General features: G+C 72.9%; 16 protein-coding genes and 1 riboswitch. Of the genes, 5 read left to right on the top strand and 11 right to left on the bottom strand.

What is annotated here, in order from left to right:
- Positions 1–180: 180 nt before the first annotated feature.
- Complete coding sequence (locus tag BM237_RS00140) at positions 181–1,521, top strand: UDP-glucose dehydrogenase family protein (protein WP_093846464.1); 1,341 nt, start codon at positions 181–183, stop codon at positions 1,519–1,521.
- Positions 1,522–1,664: 143 nt separating this feature from the next.
- Entirely contained in the window at positions 1,665–2,045 is a 381-nt protein-coding gene (locus BM237_RS00145) for a VOC family protein (protein WP_093846466.1), read from the top strand.
- Positions 2,046–2,242: 197 nt separating this feature from the next.
- Here the strand turns inward: BM237_RS00145 and BM237_RS00150 are convergent, their stop codons facing one another.
- The 4 genes from BM237_RS00150 to BM237_RS00165 form a co-directional block, all read right to left on the bottom strand.
- Positions 2,243–3,529 carry a transglycosylase family protein gene (locus BM237_RS00150; RefSeq protein ID WP_342746208.1) on the bottom strand — a complete coding sequence of 429 codons (1,287 nt, stop codon included), beginning with the start codon at positions 3,527–3,529 and terminating at the stop codon, positions 2,243–2,245.
- 31 nt (positions 3,530–3,560) lie between these two features.
- A riboswitch (cyclic di-AMP (ydaO/yuaA leader) is annotated at positions 3,561–3,780 on the bottom strand.
- Positions 3,781–4,064: 284 nt separating this feature from the next.
- Entirely contained in the window at positions 4,065–5,261 is a 1,197-nt protein-coding gene (locus tag BM237_RS00155) for a dipeptidase (protein ID WP_093846469.1), read from the bottom strand.
- 1 nt (position 5,262) lies between these two features.
- Complete coding sequence (purE, locus tag BM237_RS00160) at positions 5,263–5,814, bottom strand: 5-(carboxyamino)imidazole ribonucleotide mutase (protein ID WP_093846471.1); 552 nt, start codon at positions 5,812–5,814, stop codon at positions 5,263–5,265.
- Positions 5,811–6,989, bottom strand: a complete 1,179-nt coding sequence (locus BM237_RS00165; RefSeq protein WP_245793363.1) for a 5-(carboxyamino)imidazole ribonucleotide synthase — start codon at positions 6,987–6,989, stop codon at positions 5,811–5,813. The genes purE and BM237_RS00165 overlap by 4 nt, the downstream gene beginning before the upstream one ends.
- Positions 6,990–7,142: 153 nt before the next feature.
- Between BM237_RS00165 and BM237_RS00170 the strand changes: the two genes are divergently transcribed.
- A complete protein-coding gene (locus tag BM237_RS00170; protein ID WP_093846475.1) occupies positions 7,143–7,685 on the top strand; it encodes a GtrA family protein in 543 nt (180 codons plus the stop codon).
- On the opposite strand, the gene BM237_RS00175 is transcribed toward BM237_RS00170, so the two are convergent.
- A complete protein-coding gene (locus BM237_RS00175; protein WP_093846477.1) occupies positions 7,611–8,942 on the bottom strand; it encodes an ATP-binding protein in 1,332 nt (443 codons plus the stop codon). The two genes, BM237_RS00170 and BM237_RS00175, sit on opposite strands and share 75 nt — an antisense overlap.
- 105 nt (positions 8,943–9,047) lie before the next feature.
- A complete protein-coding gene (locus BM237_RS00180) occupies positions 9,048–9,725 on the bottom strand; it encodes a response regulator transcription factor (RefSeq protein ID WP_093846479.1) in 678 nt (225 codons plus the stop codon).
- Between the two features lie 417 nt (positions 9,726–10,142).
- Between BM237_RS00180 and BM237_RS00185 the strand changes: the two genes are divergently transcribed.
- Positions 10,143–11,642, top strand: a complete 1,500-nt coding sequence (locus BM237_RS00185; protein ID WP_093846481.1) for a peptide MFS transporter — start codon at positions 10,143–10,145, stop codon at positions 11,640–11,642.
- A gap of 277 nt (positions 11,643–11,919) precedes the next feature.
- Here BM237_RS00185 and BM237_RS00190 read toward each other — a convergent pair whose 3' ends face one another.
- Both BM237_RS00190 and BM237_RS00195 read right to left on the bottom strand, forming a co-directional pair.
- Positions 11,920–12,435: an ATP-binding protein gene (locus tag BM237_RS00190; RefSeq protein ID WP_093846483.1), complete on the bottom strand. Its 516-nt coding sequence runs from the start codon at positions 12,433–12,435 to the stop codon at positions 11,920–11,922.
- A 243-nt stretch (positions 12,436–12,678) separates the two neighbouring features.
- Positions 12,679–13,062: an STAS domain-containing protein gene (locus BM237_RS00195; RefSeq protein WP_093847292.1), complete on the bottom strand. Its 384-nt coding sequence runs from the start codon at positions 13,060–13,062 to the stop codon at positions 12,679–12,681.
- A 256-nt stretch (positions 13,063–13,318) separates the two neighbouring features.
- Here BM237_RS00195 and BM237_RS00200 point away from each other — a divergent pair, with 256 nt between their 5' ends.
- Entirely contained in the window at positions 13,319–14,233 is a 915-nt protein-coding gene (locus tag BM237_RS00200) for an RNA polymerase sigma factor SigF (RefSeq protein WP_093846485.1), read from the top strand.
- A 162-nt stretch (positions 14,234–14,395) separates the two neighbouring features.
- On the opposite strand, the gene hutI is transcribed toward BM237_RS00200, so the two are convergent.
- The 3 genes from hutI to BM237_RS00215 are packed head-to-tail and all read right to left on the bottom strand — an operon-like array spanning position 14,396 to position 18,239.
- Positions 14,396–15,607 (bottom strand): imidazolonepropionase, encoded by a 1,212-nt coding sequence (hutI, locus tag BM237_RS00205; RefSeq protein ID WP_093846487.1) that lies wholly within the window; start codon positions 15,605–15,607, stop codon positions 14,396–14,398.
- Complete coding sequence (locus BM237_RS00210; RefSeq protein WP_425443618.1) at positions 15,607–17,019, bottom strand: formimidoylglutamate deiminase; 1,413 nt, start codon at positions 17,017–17,019, stop codon at positions 15,607–15,609. Before BM237_RS00210 ends, hutI begins: the two co-directional genes overlap by 1 nt.
- Entirely contained in the window at positions 17,010–18,239 is a 1,230-nt protein-coding gene (locus BM237_RS00215; protein ID WP_093847296.1) for an allantoate amidohydrolase, read from the bottom strand. The genes BM237_RS00210 and BM237_RS00215 overlap by 10 nt, the downstream gene beginning before the upstream one ends.
- Positions 18,240–18,257: the final 18 nt, after the last annotated feature.

Here is an 18,257-nt window from a genome sequence, read left to right on the forward strand (position 1 = left end):
ACCGTTAAGTAACACAATTCTAGTGGCCCGCCGTCGCCGCGGATACATGAGTTTGCCGACACCGCCCCGCACCGGCCCCCGCGCACCGGCCCGCTCCGGCTCCCGCACTCCCCCCGCCCGCCCCGGCGGTGGCCGGATATGCTCGCGGGCAGCATCTCGCCCGTATCCCAGGAGCAGTCCATGGCCCTCAGAATCACCGTGATCGGCACCGGCTACCTCGGCGCGACGCACGCCGCGGCCATGGCCGAGCTGGGCTTCGAGGTACTGGGCCTGGACGTGGTGCCGGAGAAGATCGAGGCCCTGACCGAGGGGCGGGCCCCGATGTACGAGCCCGGGCTGGAGGAGCTGCTGCGCCGCCATGTCTCCGGGGTGGAGGGCTCGACCGGGCGGCTGCGCTTCACCACCTCCTGGGAAGAGGTGGGCGCGTTCGGGGACGTCCACTTCGTCTGTGTGAACACCCCCCAGAAGCAGGGCGAGTACGCGTGCGACATGTCCTATGTGGACAGCGCGGTGGACTCCCTGGCCCCGCACCTGACGCGGCCCGCCCTGGTGGTGGGCAAGTCCACGGTGCCGGTGGGCAGCGCGGACCGGCTGGCGAGGCGGTTGGCGGAGCTGGCCCCGGCTGGCGAGGCGGCGGAGCTGGCGTGGAACCCGGAGTTCCTGCGCGAGGGCTTCGCCGTCGAGGACACCCTGCGCCCGGACCGCATCGTGGTGGGGGTGCGCTCGGCACGCGCGGAGGAGCTGCTGCGCGAGGTGTACGCCAAGCCGGTGGCCGAGGGCTCGCCGTTCGTCGTCGCCGACTTCCCGACGGCGGAGCTGGTGAAGACCGCCGCGAACTCCTTCCTGGCCACCAAGATCTCGTTCATCAACGCCATGGCCGAGGTCTGCGAGGCGGCCGGCGGCGATGTGGTGAAGCTGGCGGAGGCCATCGGGTACGACGACCGGATCGGGCGGAAGTTCCTGCGCGCCGGGATCGGCTTCGGCGGCGGCTGCCTGCCCAAGGACATCCGCGCGTTCATGGCGCGGGCGGGCGAGCTGGGCGCCGACCAGGCGCTGACGTTCCTGCGCGAGGTGGACTCGATCAACATGCGCCGCCGCTCCCACATGGTGGAGCTGGCCCGCGAGACGGTGGGCGGCACCTTCCTGGGGCAGCGCGTGGCGGTGCTGGGGGCGACCTTCAAGCCGGACTCCGACGACGTACGGGACTCCCCGGCGCTGAACGTCGCCGGCCAGATCCATCTGCAGGGCGGGCAGGTGACGGTCTACGACCCCAAGGGTATGGAGAACGCCCGGCGGGTCTTCCCCACCCTCGGCTACGCGGGCAGCGCGCCGGACGCGGTGCGCGGGGCGGACGTGGTCCTGCACCTGACGGAGTGGCGCGAGTTCGGGGAGCTCGACCCGGAGGCGCTGGGGCAGTCCGTGGCGCACAAGCGCATCCTGGACGGCCGCAACACCCTCGACGCGGCCCTGTGGCGCAAGGCCGGCTGGTCCTTCCGCGCGCTGGGCCGGCCGGCGGCGTAGGGCCCGCCCCCGCTTCGCCGGCCCCGAGCGGGCGGGGCCGGGTGCCGTCGGCCACTGCGGTGCGCGCCCCCTGCCGGAGTCGTCAACAGATGACGGGCCGGGTAGCAGAAGCAGTGATCCGCGACACAGGAGGGAAGATCACCATGGCCATCACCGTACTGCGGGACGTCGTCGTACTGGACTGCCCGGAGCCGGGGAAGCTCGCCGACTTCTACGCACGGCTGCTGGGCGGGAGGGCCGAGGGCGAGGGCCGGTGGGTGGAGGTGACGTTCGACTCGGGCCCCCTGAAGGGCCGGACGTTCGCCTTCCAGGAGGCGCGCGGGTACGTGCCGCCGCAGTGGCCGAGCGCCGAGCGGTCGCAGCAGTTCCACCTCGACTTCTACGTGCCCCGCGAGGAGTTGGACGCGGCTGAGCGGGAGGCTCTGGAGCTGGGGGCCGAACTTCTCCAGGGCGACGGGGGCGAGCGCGACTTCCGCGTCTACCGCGACCCGGCCGGGCACCCCTTCTGCCTCTGCGTCGAGTGAGCCGGCCGCCCGTGGGGCGCGAAGGTGTGGGGCAGGGCACGCCGGTGAGCGGGGCGCGCGAGGGAGGAGGAACGGAAAAGAGGCGGGCGGGGCAGGGGTGTGAACACCCCTGCCCCGCCCGCCTCATGACCGGCTCCGGGCTCGGGTCCGGCCCGGAGGCCGGACCCGGGCGGCCGGGTCGGTGAGGGTCAGGACCCTCAGATGCTGACGCCGTTGGCGCGCAGGTAGGCCAGCGGGTTGATGTCCGAGCCGTAGCCGGGGGCGGTGCGGATCTCGAAGTGCAGGTGCGGGCCGGTGCTGTTGCCGGTGGAGCCGACGGCGCCGATCTGCTGGCCGGCGCTGACCGACTGGCCGGCGCTGACCGACAGCGAGGACAGGTGGCCGTACTGGCTGTACCGGCCGTCCTCGTGGCGGATGACGATCTGGTTGCCGTAGGCCCCGCCCCAGCCGGCGGAGACCACGGTGCCGTTGGTGACGGCCTTCACCGGGGTGCCGGAGGCGGCGGCGAAGTCCTCACCGGTGTGGCCGTTGGACCAGCGGGCGCCCGAGGCCTTGTAGGAGCCGGACGGGGCGGCGTTCACTGGGGCGGCGTAGCCGGTGACCGCACCGCGGTCGCTGCGGTCGGCACGCTCGGCCGACTGCCGCACGGGCTCGGCCTTCTCGGCCTTCTCGGCCGGCTTGGCCTTCGGGGCCGGCGCGGCCTTCTCGGTCTTCTCGGCCTTGGGAGCCGGCTTGGCCTCGGGCTTGGCCGCGGCCTTCTGCTGGGCGGCGGCGCCGCCCAGGGTGAGCTCCTGGCCCGGGAAGATCATGTTCGGGTTGTCACCGATGACCTGGCGATTGTCCTCGTAGATGCGCTCCCAGCCGCCCTGGACGCCCTGGGCGTCAGCGATCTTGAAGAGGGTGTCGCCGCCGACGACCTCGTAGGAGGCGCCCTTGCCGGCGCCGTGGTCGTGGCCGTGGGCACGCTCACCGCGGTCCGCGCGCTGCGGCGCGGCCTCGGGCTCGCTCTTCTCCCGCTTCGGCTCGGGCTTGCTCTCGGGCTTGGCCTCGGCCTTCGGAGCGGCGGCCGGGGCCTGCTCCTTCTGCTCGGTCGGGTTGCTCCGGCCGTCGGGGGAGACGGCCGGGGCGGGACCGCCCTTGGTCAGGCCGGCCTTGACCGAGCACACGGGCCAGGCGCCCGGGCCCTGTCCCGCCAGCACCTTCTCGGCGACGGCGATCTGCTGGTCCTTGGTGGCGAGGTCGGCACGCGGCGCGTACTGGGTGCCGCCGAAGGCGGCCCAGGTGCTCTGCGTGAACTGCAGGCCGCCGTAGAAGCCGTTGCCGGTGTTGATGGACCAGTTGCCCGTGCTCTCGCACTGGGCGACCTTGTCCCAGGTGTCGACGGAGGCGGCGTTGGCCCCGCCGGCGGTCACCAGGGGGAGGGCCATGCCGGCGCCGCCCACGGAGATGGCCAGCGACAGGCGGGTGAGACGGCTGTTGCGCATACGACGGTGACGTCCGCGTGCGGACATAGGTGTGCTCCTTCTCCTACGCCTGCGAGGTGAGCTGTCGGGTTCGGGCTGGAGTTGCCCGGCCATGTGCGCCGCGGCGAGTGCCGCGGCATGGCTTCACCCCAAGCCGTCCCGTACGGGCCCTGTGGGCCCGGGACGGCGACTTACCTTGGGTCCCCCGCTCCTGCCATCGGGTGGTGTGGATGGTCCAGCCCGCCGCCGTTGACAGGATTCGGCGTTCGACAGCGGGCCGCCGCACATTCGTACGGCACGGCCAGAACGGTAGACACATCGTTTCCGCCGATACAAGCCGATGGGTCACAGGACGCCCGTTTCGAAGGCTTTGATGATCGTCCGATCATCACCGTCCGCTGTGTTCACCTCTCGAAGAGTGGCGAATTCCGGGTCTGGCTCCGCGTCACTCTCCTCCACTGCCAGGAGCTATGACACAGAAAGACCCTCCCCGGCACACAGAGCGACGTACCGGGGAGGGCCGGCTCGTGAGTTGAATCACGAGAAGGTCGAGGGGCTACCCGTCGAGCTGTCCGACGGTGGCGATGGACGGGCCGCGCCTGGTCCGCTCGTGACGGGCGACCGCCTCCGCGTCGCGCAGCACACGCACCGCGTTCCCCCAGGTGAGCTTGGCGAGATCGGCCTCGGACCAGCGGCGGTCCAGCAACTCGGCCACCAGGTGCGGATATCCGGACACATCGCTCAGATCGGACGGGGTGAAGGCCGTGCCGTCGAAGTCGCCGCCGATGCCGATGTGGTCGATGCCCGCGACCTCGCGCATGTGGTCCAGGTGGTCGGCGACCGTCGCCGCCGTGGCGACCGGGCGCGGATTGGCCTCCTCGTAGGCGCGCTGGACCGCCAGGCCCCTCTCCGTGCCGTCCAGGGGGTGAAGGCCGTGGGCACGCATGTTCTCGTCGGCGGCCTCGGTCCAGGCGACGGCGGCGGGCAGCACGAACTTCGGCACGAATGTGGCCATCGCCACACCGCCGTTGACCGGAAGCCGCTCCAGCACCTCGTCGGGGATGTTGCGCGGGTGGTCGCACACCGCACGGGCCGAGGAGTGCGAGAAGACCACCGGAGCCGTCGTCACGCGCAGGGCGTCGCGCATGGTGGCGGGCGCCACATGGGAGAGGTCCACCAGCATGCCCAGCCGGTTCATCTCCTTCACGACCTCCTCGCCGAAGCGGGTCAGGCCGTCGTGACGCGGGGCGTCGGTGGCCGAGTCCGCCCAGTCGATGGTGTCGTTGTGGGTGAGTGTCATGTAGCGCACGCCCAGCCGGTACAGGGCGCGCAGTGTGGCCAGGGAGTTGTTGATGGAGTGGCCGCCCTCGGCGCCCATCAGGGAGGCGATGCGGCCCTCGGCGCGGGCCGCCTCCATGTCGTCGGCGGTGAGGGCGAGCCTGAGGTCGGCCGGGTGGCGGTCGGCCAGCCGCCGCACCACGTCGATCTGCTCCAGGCAGGCGCTGACGGCGGCGTCGCCCGTCAGGTCGGTGCGCACGTAGACCGACCAGAACTGCGCGCCCACCCCGCCCGCGCGCAGCCGCGGGATGTCGGTGTGCAGATGGGCCGACTGGTCGCCGGCGATGTCGCGCCGGTCGAGGTCGTAACCCACCTGCTCGCGCAGCGCCCACGGCAGGTCGTTGTGGCCGTCGGCGACGGGATGGGCCTCCAGCAGCGCCCTGGCCCGGGCCAGCAGCTCGGCGGAGTGACCCATCTCACCTGCCTCCGAAGCCGAACCCGGCGCCGCCCGCGGCGGCCTTGCTCCGCAGCCGCCTGCCCTTCTCCCGCGCCTGCTCCCTCAGCTCCGCCTGGAACCGCTCCATGCGCTCGCGCAGCTCCTCGTCGTGGGCCGCCAGAATGCGGACCGCCAGCAGGCCCGCGTTGCGCGCGCCGCCGACCGAGACCGTGGCGACCGGGACCCCGGCGGGCATCTGGACGATCGACAGCAGGGAGTCCATGCCGTCCAGGTGCCGCAGCGGCACGGGCACGCCGATCACCGGCAGCGGGGTGACGGAGGCGAGCATGCCCGGCAGGTGGGCCGCTCCCCCGGCGCCCGCGATGACCGCCTTCAGCCCGCGTCCGGCCGCCTCGTCGCCGTAGGCGATCATCTCGTGCGGCATGCGGTGGGCGGAGACGACGTCGACCTCGTAGGGGATCTCGAACTCGTCCAGGGCCTCGGCCGCGGCCTCCATGACGGGCCAGTCCGAGTCGGATCCCATGACGATCCCCACGGCGGGGGCGGATGCGGGGCTGGGGGCGTTGCTCATTCGGTGATGGTCCCTCGCAGATAGGCGGCGGCGTGGGCGGCGCGCTCGCGTACGTCCGCCAGGTCGTCGCCGTAGGTGTTGACGTGGCCGACCTTGCGGCCGGGCTTCACGTCCTTGCCGTACATGTGGATCTTCAGCCGCGGGTCACGGGCCATGCAGTGGAGATAGCCCTGGTACATGTCGGGGTAGTCGCCGCCGAGCACGTTGGCCATCACCGTCCACGGCGCGCGGGGGCGCGGATCGCCCAGCGGCAGGTCGAGCACGGCCCGCAGGTGGTTGGCGAACTGGGAGGTGACCGCGCCGTCCTGGGTCCAGTGGCCGCTGTTGTGGGGGCGCATGGCCAGCTCGTTGACCAGGACACGGCCGTCGCGGGTCTCGAACAGCTCCACCGCCAGGTGCCCGATCACACCCAGCTCCCCCGCGATCGCCAGCGCCATCTCCTGGGCGTGGGCGGACAGCTCCGGCGACAGGCCGGGGGCCGGGGCGATCACGGTGTCGCACACTCCGTCCACCTGGATCGACTCCACCACCGGATAGGCCACGGCCTGGCCGTGCGGGGAGCGCACCACGTTGGCCGCCAGCTCGCGGACGTAGTCCACCTTCTCCTCGGCCAGCACCGGCACGCCCGCCCGGAACGGCTCGGCGGCCTCGGCCTCGGAGGACACCACCCACACGCCCTTGCCGTCGTAGCCGCCGCGGACGGTCTTGAGGACGACCGGCCGGCCCTCCCCTTCCCGCGCCTCCCCTTCCCGCGCGGCCCCTTCCCGCGCGGCTCCTTCCCGCGCGGCTCCTTCCCGCGCGAACCGCATGACGTCGGCCGGGTCCGCGACGATCCGGTGCCGGGGGCAGGGGACGCCGATCTCGCTCAGCCGCGCCCGCATCACGCCCTTGTCCTGCGCGTGCACCAGCGCGTCGGGCCCGGGCCGCACCGGAATGCCCTCCGCCTCCAGGGCGCGCAGATGCCCGGTGGGCACATGCTCGTGGTCGAACGTGATCACGTCACAGCCGCGGGCGAAGGCGCGCAGGGTGTCCAGATCGCGGTAGTCGCCGACGACGACGTCGCGGGCCACCTGGGCCGCGGAGTCCTGCGGAGTGTCACTGAGCAGCTTGAACCTGATGCCGAGGGGGATGCCCGCCTCGTGCGTCATCCGCGCGAGCTGCCCGCCGCCGACCATGCCGATCACAGGAAATGTCACGTCCGTAGCCTATCGGCCGGACGGCGGGTACCCGGCGCGGTACGGGGCCGTGACTAGCATGGCGGACCGAGACGCGACGGCGGGCCCCGCAGGGCCGCGCGAGAGCCGAGAGAACGGGGCGAGTGGGTCACTATGGGCGAACGGCGCGTACCGCGCTGCAGGCTGCTGCGGCTACGGCGTGAGCTGGCCAAGTTCGGCGCGGTGGGGGCCTTCGGCTTCCTCGTCAACGTGGCCGTCTTCAACCTCTGCATCCACGGCCTGGGCCTGGCGCCGGTGCGCTCGGGGGTGATGGCGACCGCGGTCGCCATCGGGACCAACTACCTGGGCAACCGCTACTGGACCTACCGGCACACCGACAAGAGCCGGATGCACCGCGAGGCCGGCCTGTTCACGCTGTTCAGCGGCATCGGCCTGGTGATCGAGAACGGCGCGCTGGCCGTCTCGCACTACGGGCTGGACCTGACCTCGCCGCTGGCCGACAACATCGCCAGGAACGTCGTCGGGCTCGGCGTCGCCACCGTCTTCCGCTTCTGGGCGTACCGCACCTGGGTCTTCCGCGGGGAGCGCCGGGTTTCCGGCGGCCGCGAGGGGCGTACGGCGTCAATCCCCCGCCGGCGGCTCGTCGGCCTCACGGCTGAGGAAGAGCGCGAAGACCGGCGGGCACTGCTGAAGTAGCTCCAGGCGCCCCCCATCGGCCTCCGCCAGGTCGCGGGCGACGGCCAGGCCCAGGCCCGTGGAGTTGCGCCCGCTGACCGTGCGCTCGAACACCCTCGACCCCAGCTCCGGATCGACGCCCGGCCCCTCGTCCGTCACCTCGACCACCACCTGGTTCCCGGCGATCCGGGTGCGCAGGGCGACCGCGCCGCCACCGTGCATCAGGGCGTTCTCGATGAGCGTGGCCAGCACCTGGGCCACCGCCCCCGGGGTGCCCACCGCCCGCAGGCCCTGGCGGCCGGAGCGGACGACGGCCCGGCCCGCCTTGCGGTACGCCGGGCGCCACTCCTCGATCTGCTGCTTGACCACCTCGTCCAGGTCGAAGCCCACCGCGGAGCCCGAGCGGGGGTCACGCGAGTTGGTCAGCAGCCGCTGCACCACGTCGGTCAGCCGCTCCACCTGGGCGAGGCCGACCAGTGCCTCCTCCCGGATGGTGGAGGCGGCCGCCCGGTCGGCGCCGGTGGTGTCCCCGGCACCCCCGGTACCCCCGGTACCCCCGGCAGCGGGGGTCTCGATGGCGTCGGCCGCCGCGACGATCTCCTCCAGCCGCATGGACAGCGCGGTCAGGGGGGTGCGCAGCTGGTGGGAGGCGTCCGCGGCGAGCCGCCGCTCGGCGGTGAGCATCCGGGCGATCCGCTCGGCACTGGCGTCCAGCACGTCCGCCACCCGGTCCAGCTCGGGCACGCCGTAGCGCCGGTGGCGGGGGCGGGGGTCGCCGGAGCCGAGGCGCTCGGCGGTCTCGGCGAGGTCGGTGAGGGGGGCCGCGACACGGCGGCCCTGCTGCACCGCCAGGAGCACCGCCGCTATCACCGCCAGCAGCGCCACCGCCAGGATGATCAGCAGAGTCCGGCCCACCTCCTCGCGGACCCGGTCGTCGTCCTGCCGGACGGTGACGGTGACGCCGCCCGGCTCGGTCGCGCGCCCCTCGATGGCCCCCTCGCCGGGGCGCTCGCCCAGCTCGATGGGCGGCTGCCCGGGCAGCTCGATGCGGACGTGACGGTCGTGGGGGACCTGGGAGCGCATGGAGGCGGCGGTCACGCTCTCCTCGGCGACCAGGCGGCTCTCGACGACCGAGACCAGCCGTGCGGCGTCGGAGCGGACGCTCTCGTGGGCGCTCTCCTCGATGGTGCGGGTCTCGACGATCACCAGGGAGACCCCGAAGACCGCGATCACGACGAGGACCACGGCCAGCGTGGAGTTGATCAGACGTCTGCGCATGGCGGCGCCGGCCCTTCATGGTGTCGCTGCGGTCTTCGCGTGTCTTCGCGTGTCTTCGCGGTGTCTTCGGCTTCTTCGGCGGGCCCGCGCGGGAGACGGCCGCCGTCAGTCCTTCTCGAAGCGGAAGCCGACGCCGCGGACCGTGGCGATGTAGCGGGGGTTGGCCGCGTCGTCGCCGAGCTTCTTGCGCAGCCATGAGATGTGCATGTCGAGGGTCTTCGTGGACGACCACCAGGTGGTGTCCCAGACCTCGCGCATCAGCTGGTCGCGGGTGACGACACGGCCGGCGTCGCGCACCAGCACCCGCAGCAGGTCGAACTCCTTCGCCGTGAGCTGTAGCTCCTCCTCCCCCATCCACGCCCGGTGCGACTCGACGTCGATGCGCACACCGTGGGTGGCGGCGGGCTGTACGGGCTCGACGGCGCCCCGCCGCAGCAGTGCCCGCACCCGGGCGAGCAGCTCGGCCAGCCGGAACGGCTTGGTGACGTAGTCGTCGGCGCCCGCGTCCAGGCCGACGACGGTGTCCACCTCGTCGGCACGCGCGGTCAGCACCAGGACGGGGAAGGTGTGCCCCTCGTTGCGCAGCCGGCGGCAGACCTCCAGTCCGTCCATACCGGGCAGACCGAGGTCGAGCACGACCAGGTCGATGTCGCCGTGCCGGCCGGCGTCGAGCGCGCCGGGACCGTCCTCGCGCACCTCGACCTCGTACCCTTCGCGGCGCAGGGCTCGGGCCAGTGGCTCCGAGATGGAGGCGTCATCCTCGGCGAGCAGTACTCGGGTCATGGCCTGATGGTAGACCTCGCCCCGGCGGCTCCGGCGGGGCCGCCGGGAACCCGGGCGGCCCCGCCCCGGTTCCCGGAAGGACGTGTGACATGCGCCTCTGACCGCCCGCCGCCGGCCGGGTGCGCGGAAGACGGTGTCGTACTCTGGCCGAGGCGCCGTCCGGAATCCGGCGGCCCTTGGCGCGGTGACGCGCCGGGGCCCGTCGCCGAGGAACCCCCTGTACACACCCCGTACGCGGGGGCGTCCCGGAAGCCGGTCCGTCCGTGGCCCGCGAGGTCCCGGACGCGCGGCGGCGCCGCAGGAACTGTCGGCCGGGAGCGGACACGCGCGGACGGGGGCGCGGAGCCGGGCCGACCACCCGCCCGGGCGCGTGCGCACCACATCGCGCGCGTCCCGACCGAGCAAGGAACCACCACCATGGCGTCCAGCCTGACGAAGGACTCCGTCGGCAGCACCGACAAGACCTTCTTCGGCCACCCCCGCGGTCTGGCCACACTCTTCATGACGGAGATGTGGGAGCGCTTCTCCTGGTACGGAATGCGCGCCATCCTCGTCCTCTACCTGATCGCGGGCGTACTCGAAGGCCCCCTCGCGGGCCGCGAGGCCCTCGCCGCGGCGATCTACGGCGTCTACAACGCCGTCGTCTACATGGCCGCCATGCCCGGCGGCTGGGTCGCCGACCGCCTGTGGGGCGCGCGCAAGGCGGTCCTGGTCGGCGGCATCGTCATCGCGCTGGGCCACTACACGCTGGCGATCCCGTCCGATGTGGCGTTCTTCACCGGGCTCGGCCTGATCGCGGTCGGCACCGGCCTGCTCAAGCCGAACATCTCCGCGATGGTCGGCGGCCTCTACGAGGGCCAGTCCAGCGCCCGCCGCGACGCCGGCTTCACGATCTTCTACATGTCGATCAACATCGGCGCCATGTTCGCGCCGCTGGTGGTCGGCTACCTCGGCGAGAACGTCGACTGGCACCTGGGCTTCGCCGTCGCCGGCGTCGGCATGACGCTGGCCGTGATCCAGTACGTCCTGGGCGGCCGGTACCTCGGCGACGTGGGCCGCCACCCCGGCACTCCGGCCACGCCGGAGGAGAAGCGCGCGGTGCTGCGCAAGGTGGCGCTGTGGACCGGCCTGGCCGCCGCGGCACTGCTGGTGGACCTGGCGCTGGGCACGTACGACATCGAGCACATCGTCAACTTCCTGGCCGTCCTCGGCGTCGTCGTCCCCGTCCTGTACTTCGCCTCGATGTACCGGAACCCGGAGCTGACCGAGCAGGACCGCCCGCGCGTCAAGGCGTTCGTGTGGTTCTTCGTCACCGCCGTGCTGTTCTGGATGATCTACGACCAGTCCGGTTCGCTGCTGACGATCTTCGCGAACAACGACACCGACCGCACGATCGGCGGCTGGGAGTTCCCGGCCTCCTGGTTCCAGTCGGTCAACCCGGTCATGATCATCGTTCTGGCGCCGCTGTTCGCGACCCTGTGGGTGTGGCTGGCCAAGCGCGACCGCGAGCCCGGCGCGCCGATGAAGTTCGCCCTGGCGATGCTGCTCATCGGCGGCTCCTTCGGCCTGATGGGCCTGGCGGGCGCCGCCGCGGCGAACAGCGAGACGGGCAGGGTCACCGTCTTCTGGCTGCTGAGCGTGTACCTGCTGCAGACCCTCGGCGAGCTGTGCCTGTCCCCGGTGGGCCTGTCGCTGTCGACGAAGCTGGCCCCGAAGCGGTTCGTCGGCCAGATCATGGGTCTGTGGTTCCTCGCCACCGCCACCGGCAACGCCCTCAACGGCTGGGCGACCCAGCTCAACGAGCCGATGGGCGACGTGGCGTACTACACCATGTGGGGCGTGGTCGCCGTGGCCGCGGGCCTCGCCTTCATGACGGCCGGGAAGCGGATCCGGGCCCTGATGGGCGGCGTGAAGTAACGCTCCCGGGGCCTCCGGGGTCCTGGGGGTCCTGGGGGTCTTGGGGTCCTTGCCCATCCCGTACGGACGAGCCGGGTCCCGGTCCTGTGACAGGACCGGAACCCGGCTCGTCGGCTGTCTGCGGGGGCCCGCCGTCCCCTCCATGTGCCCTACCCCTGGTCGTCCGCGGTCCGCTTCCCGGCGGGCGTGTCCGGACACGAGTGCGCCGAGTCCCGAGCGGGACCCGGCGGTGGGGATCGTACTTCCGGCGGGGCCGGCTGAAGGGGCGGCCCGGCTCTCAGTCCGCGTCCGGCCCGGCCAGTTCGGCCCAGACCGTCTTCCCGGCCGTACCGTCCGGATGGCGCACCACGCCCCAGTCCAGGCAGAGCCGCTGGACGATGAACATGCCGTGCCCGCCGGGCCGCCCGGGGCGGTGCGGGGTACGGGGCGAGGGGAGGCCGGTGCCGCGGTCGGCCACCTCGATCCTCAGCAGTTTGGGGCCGCAGCCTATGCGCACCTCTTCCGGCCCGTCGGCGTGCAGGCAGGCGTTCGTCACCAGCTCGGAGACAACGAGCAGGGCGTCTTCGGCGGCGGCGCGCTGCTCGGGGCCGACCGCGGGCAGCCAACCCCAGTCGTGAAGCGCCTGGCGGGTGAAGTCACGTGCACGGGGGACCGCACCGCTCGCCCCCATGAGTCGCAGCCTCCGTACCTGGCGCATCTCGCGCACCTGACCGACCGGTGCGGCCGCGGCCGCGGCGGTGCCCTCCGGCTCCGGGCCGCGGTCGCCCGCCGGTTGCGGCCGGGTGGTGCTCATCAGTGCTTCACCTCACCGGTTGACCAGTTCGTCGGTCTTCGCCTGGTCTGCGAACAACTGTTTCGGAGGGATTCCAGGGAGTCTCCTGCCCTGCGCGGGCGGGAGAACACCCGTCCGTCGGGACGGAATCGCGCTCGGACGTAACACTCTGGTCACGGGCCGGCACGCGGGCGGTCCGCACGACCTCGCGCCCGTACGACCTGAGAACCGCTCCGCCGGAACCACGCGGCCGAGGCCGCACGGTCAGGGCTGCGGGGTCTCCTTCAGCGCGTCGGCCAGGCTCTCGTGCAGGGTGAACACGCCGTCGGCGCCGGTGATCTCGAACACCCTCGCGACGACCGGCCGCATTCCGGCCAGGTGGATCCCTCCTCCGGCCGCCTCGGCCTTGAGCCTGGCGCCCAGGAGGACGTTGAGTCCGGTGGAGTCGCAGAACTCCAGCTTCGAGCAGTCCACGACGAGCAGCCTGTCCCCGTCCTCCAGCGAGCGCTCCAGCGGTTCTCGCAGCAGATCGGCGGTGTGGTGGTCGAGCTCGCCGTCAGGCGTCACCACCAGGCTCGCGCCGTGGCGCTGTACGTCGACCGTCAGTCGACCCCGGTGGCTGGTGCTGCCGGGCACCCCGCGGTCCATGTACACCCCTTCAACATTCCCAGTAACCGATCACTGCCGTCCGGACATGGACGTTCGAACCCTACGCCCTTACAGCCGCAACCGGTAGCCGCGCAACCAGCACATCAGGGCATATTCGGGCATCCAGCACTTGCCATCCTCCCTCGGGAGCAGGTAGGCGTAGGAGGGACCACTAAAACACGTCGGCTTGGAGGCGCCGCACCCCGTAGTGCAGGAACGGCTTCGGCAGCCATACGCCGAAAACGATGGAGGCACCATGTCACCCCGGCTCGACGGATCGCCCGTCACCTCGTCGGTCGTCCCACCCGAACCGTTCGGGAGCGGGTTCCCGGAGGCCGGTCCGGAGCAGGCGGAGAGCCTGTCCGGCCTGCTCGGCCTGCCCGAGGTCCCGCCGTACGACGAGGTGGGGCCGCTGGACGCGCGAGCCCTGTCCAAGACCCTCTTCGAGCGCCTGGAGACGCTCCGGGAGGGCACGCACGAACACGCGTACGTCCGCAACACCCTGGTCGAGCTGAACCTCGCGCTGGTGAAGTTCGCCGCCGCCCGGTTCCGTTCCCGCAGCGAGCCCATGGAGGACATCGTCCAGGTCGGCACCATCGGCCTGATCAAGGCGATCGACCGGTTCGAGATCGGCCGCGGGGTCGAGTTCCCGACCTTCGCCATGCCGACGATCGTGGGCGAGATCAAGCGCTTCTTCCGCGACACCTCCTGGTCGGTGCGCGTCCCCAGGCGCCTCCAGGAACTCCGCCTGGACCTGGCCAAGGCCGGGGACGAACTGGCCCAGCAGCTCGACCGCTCCCCGACCGTCGGCGAACTGGCCGACCGCCTGGGTCTGAGCCGGGAGGAGGTGGTCGAGGGCATGGCCGCGAGCAACGCGTACACCGCCAGCTCCCTCGACGCCCAGCCCGACGAGGACGAGACCGAGGGCGCGCTCGCCGACCGCATCGGTTACGAGGACCACGGGCTGGAGGGAATCGAGTACGTGGAGTCCCTCAAGCCGCTGATCGCCGAACTCTCGCCGCGTGATCGCAGAATCCTCTCCCTCCGCTTCGTGGCGAACATGACCCAGTCCGAGATCGGCGAGGAGCTGGGCATCTCCCAGATGCACGTCTCCCGGCTGCTCTCGCGGACGCTGGGCAAGCTCCGCAAGGGTCTGCTGGTCGAGGAGTGACCCACTCCCGTCCAACCGGACGAGTGCCCCGTTCCGTCACTCCTATGGCCTACGGGAATCACCCTTTCGGTTTTTTGACCCGCACTTGACCTTGGAACGGCCTTCACACGCCGACGGGCCCCGGGTGCGACGGGCGCGTACGGCGGCGCGGGACGCCCCCGCTCACAGCACGCGGGTACCGCGCTGCCAGACCGCCGCGGCCAGTGGCACGCCGGGCCGGTAGGCCAGGTGGACGTGCGAGGGCGCGTCCAGGAGCACCAGATCGGCACGGGCGCCGGGGGTGATCCGGCCGATGTCGATACGGCGCAGGGCCGCGGCGCCGCCCGCGGTGGCGGACCAGAGGGCCTCGTCGGGTGTCATGCCCATCTCGCGGACGGCGACCGCGACGCAGAAGGGCATGGAGCTGGTGTACGACGAGCCCGGATTGCAGTCGGTGGACAGCGCGACGGTGACGCCGGCGTCCAGCAGGCGGCGGGCGTCGGGGTAGGGCGAGCGGGTGGAGAACTCGCAGCCGGGCAGCAGCGTGGCGACGGTGCGGCTGTTCGCCAGGGCGTCCACGTCGGCGTCGGTGAGATGGGTGCAGTGGTCGGCGGAGGCCGCGTCCAGCTCCACGGCGAGCCGCACGCCGGGGCCGGGCCCGAGCTGGCCGGCGTGGACGCGCGGGACCAGGCCGTGGGCGATTCCGGCGGTGAGGACGGCGCGGGCCTGGTCGCCGTCGAAGGCGCCCCGCTCGCAGAAGACGTCCACCCAGCGGGCCCAGCGGGCGCAGGCGGCCAGCATCGGACCGGTGACGAGGTCCACGTAGCCGTCCGGGTCGTCGGCGTACTCCGGGGGCACCACATGGGCGCCGAGGTAGGTGACCTCGTCCACGTGGTCGTCGGCGATGCGCAGAGCGCGTGCCTCGTCCCGCGAGGTGAGGCCGTAGCCGGACTTGGTCTCCAGGGTGGTGGTGCCCTGCCGCAGCGCCTCGCGGACGTGGCGGGCCAGGTTCGCGGCGAGCTGCTCGTCGGTGGCCTTCCGGGTGGCCTCGACGGTGGTGCGGATGCCGCCGGCGGAGTAGGGGCGGCCGGACATGCGCGCGCCGAACTCCTCGGTGCGGTCGCCGCCGAAGACCAGATGGGAGTGGGAGTCGACGAAGCCGGGGATCATCGCCCGGCCGCCCGCGTCGACGCGACTGTCGGTGGCGGGTGCTTCACTTTCCGTACCGACCCAGGCGATGCGGTCGCCCTCGATGACGACGGCCGCGTCCCGGATCAGGCCGAGGGGGGTGTCCTCGGCGGCCTCGGAGGAGTGGTGGTCGTTGGTGACCAGGGTGGCGATGTTGGTGACGAGGGTGCCGGCGGTGGTGTCGAGGGGGGTGTTCGGGTTGCTCATCAGCGGGCTGCTCCTTGCTGGATGGCTTCCGCCAGGGCCGCGGGGACGTCCGGCACGCTCCGGTGTACCCCGTCGCGCACCACATGGCGACCACCGACGACCGTGTGGCGTACGTCGGCCGAGGTTGCGGCGAACACGGCCGTCTCCGCCCCCAGCCGGGGCGGCGGCCCGGCGGTGCGCACGGTGTCCAGGGCGATGGTGGCGAAGTCGGCGAGCCGGCCCGCCTCCAGCCGTCCCGCCTCCGGCCAGCCGATGGCCGCCTGGCCGAACTCGGTTGCGGCACGCAGCAGTTGAGAGGCCGTCCAGTGGCCGCGGGCGCGGGTGCGCAGCCGCTCGTCCAGTTCCATCGCGCGGGCCTCCTCCAGCAGGTCGATCACGGCGTGGCTGTCGCTGCCCAGGCACAGCGGCGAGCCCGCCCGCATCAGCGCGGCGGCCGGGCCGATGCCGTCGGCGAGGTCGCGTTCGGTGGTGGGGCACATGCACACCCGGGTGCCGGAGTCCCCCAGGAGGGCGATGTCGGCGTCGGTGAGGTGGGTGGCGTGGACGGCGGTGGTGCGGGGGCCGAGCACGCCGTGGTCGGCCAGCAGCCGGGTGGGGGTGCGGCCGTGGACGGCCAGGCAGGCGTCGTTCTCGGCGGGCTGCTCGGAGAGGTGGACGTGCAGGGGCGCGTCCCGCTCCCGGGCCCAGTCGGCGACGGCGGCCAGTTCGGCGGCGGGCACGGCGCGCACCGAGTGGATCGCGGCGCCCACGCGGGCCCGGTCGCCCGGCGGCCGCAGGGCCGCGGCCCGCTCGGCCCAGGCGGCGGCGCCGCCGTCGCCGAAGCGGAGCTGGTGGCGGTCCAGGGCGCCGCCGCGGCGGTCGGACAGGAGGCCGGAGGCCAGGTAGCAGGTGTCGAGGAGGGTGATGCGGATGCCGGCCTCGGCGGCCGCCGCCATCAGTGCGTTCCCCATGGCGTTGGGATCCTCGTAGGGGGTTCCGCCGGGGGCATGGTGCAGGTAGTGGAACTCGCCGACGGCCGTGATACCGGCCAGCGCCATCTCGGCGTACACGGCGCGGGCCAGGGCGAAGTAGCTGTCGGGGGTGAGGCGGTCGGCGACGGAGTACATCACCTGCCGCCATGTCCAGAACGTGCCGGAGCCGATCTGCACGGTGCCGCGCAGGGCTCGGTGGAAGGCGTGGGAGTGCGCGTTGGCCAGGCCGGGGACGGTCAGGCCGCGCAGCGGCTCGGCACCGGGCGGCGGGGCGGGCTCCCCGGTGCGTACGGCGGTGATCTCGCCGCCGGCCGTCCCGATCACCGTGCCGGGCTCGACGGTGCCGCCGATCCAGGCGTACTCGGCCCAGTACACGGCCTCGGGGGGCGGTGCGCCGGGAGCCGGGGAGTCGGGGGCCGGGGAGTCGGGGGTCAGGGGCACGCCAGGTCCTCCAGCACGTCGGCCAGCGCCCGCACCCCGGCGACGCAGTCGTCCTCCTCGGCCGACTCGGCGGGCGAGTGCGAGACGCCGGTGGGGTTGCGCACGAAGAGCATGGCGGTGGGGATCTCGGCGGAGAGGATGCCCGCGTCGTGCCCCGCGCCGGTGGGCAGCACCGGCGCGCCGCCGAGCCGGGCCGCGATGCGGTCGCGCAGCCCGTGGGCGAACTCCACCACGGGTGTGGCGGACTCCCGGGTGACGGCCACCCGCACGCCGTCGCGCGCGCCGCGCTCGGCGGCCGAGCGTTCGATCTCGGCGACGACGGCGGCCAGGGTCTCCTCGTCGGGGGCGCGGGAGTCGAGCCAGCCGCGCACCAGGGAGGCGATGGCGTTGACGCCGTTCGGCTCGACGGCGACCTTGCCGAAGGTGGCCAGCGCCCCGGCCAGCCGGGCCTTCTTCCGGGCGGCCAGAACGGTGTTGGCGTAGGTGAGCATCGGGTCGCGGCGGTCCTCCAGGCGGGTGGTCCCGGCATGGTTGGCCTCGCCGCGGAAGTCGAACCGCCAGCGGCCGTGCGGCCAGATCGCGGAGGCGACGCCCACCGCGCGCCCGGCGGCGGGCGCGCCGGCCGCGCCGGGCGGCGCGTCCTCAGCGGCGAGGTTGCGGCCCTGCTCGATGTGGAGCTCGACGAACGCGCCGATACGGGCGAGCCGTTCGGGGTCTGGCCCGATCGCGTCGGGGTCGTGCCCGGCGCGCTCCATGGCCCGCGGCAGCGAGACGCCGTCGTCGTCGCGCAGCTCCCGGGCCTGCTCGGGGGTGAGCTGTCCGGCGGCCAGCCGGGAGCCGACGCAGGCGAGGCCGAAGCGGGCGCCCTCCTCGTCGGCGAAGTTGACCACGGCCAGCGGCCGGGCCGGGCGCACTCCCCTGCCGTGCAGCTCGTCGAGGGCGGCGAAGGCCGACACCACGCCCAGCGGTCCGTCGAAGGCTCCGCCGTCGGGCACGGAGTCCAGGTGCGAGCCGGTCACCACGGCGTTCCCGGCGGCCCCGTCGGAGCCGTCCAGCCAGGCCCACTGGTTGCCGTTGCGGTCCGTCTCGTACGCCAGTGCGCGCGCCTCGGCCTGCGCACGGAACCACGCCCGGCACTCGGCGTCCGCCCCGGTCCAGGCGTGGCGCCGGTAGCCGCCGGTGGCCGCCGACCGTCCGACGGGCAGCAGTTCCCGCCACATCTGGTGGAAGGAGGCGCC

Source organism: Streptomyces mangrovi (assembly GCF_900114215.1).
In the GTDB taxonomy this organism is placed as follows: domain Bacteria; phylum Actinomycetota; class Actinomycetes; order Streptomycetales; family Streptomycetaceae; genus Streptomyces; species Streptomyces barkulensis.